We start from the raw sequence: 258 nt of genomic DNA on the forward strand, positions 1-258 counted from the left end.
TAACCATACAACGCCAAACGCGTTTTATGCGACAGTTTGACAGAAGTTAATATAACTAAAGTAGATATTACTGAAAAGACTTAAAAAATATTATCAGATATTTTCCAAATTCAGTTAGTGCGTAGAAATACGAATTAACGCCCAAATTTGCTTGGTGACAATAGCGTTTTGGACCCACCTGACTCCATGCCGAACTCAGTAGTGAAACGAAACAGCGCCGATGATAGTGTAGCATTTGCTATGTGAAAGTAGGACATT

Annotated in this window: 1 rRNA gene; it reads left to right on the plus strand. The window is 37.2% G+C overall.

Annotation, left to right across the window (positions count from 1 at the left end):
* Positions 1-150: 150 nt before the first annotated feature.
* Positions 151-258 (plus strand): 5S ribosomal RNA (gene rrf, locus H5089_RS20125); the annotation flags it as partial.

Origin of the sequence: Pseudoalteromonas sp. SR45-1, assembly GCF_014163655.1 — a bacterium.
In the GTDB taxonomy this organism is placed as follows: domain Bacteria; phylum Pseudomonadota; class Gammaproteobacteria; order Enterobacterales; family Alteromonadaceae; genus Pseudoalteromonas; species Pseudoalteromonas distincta.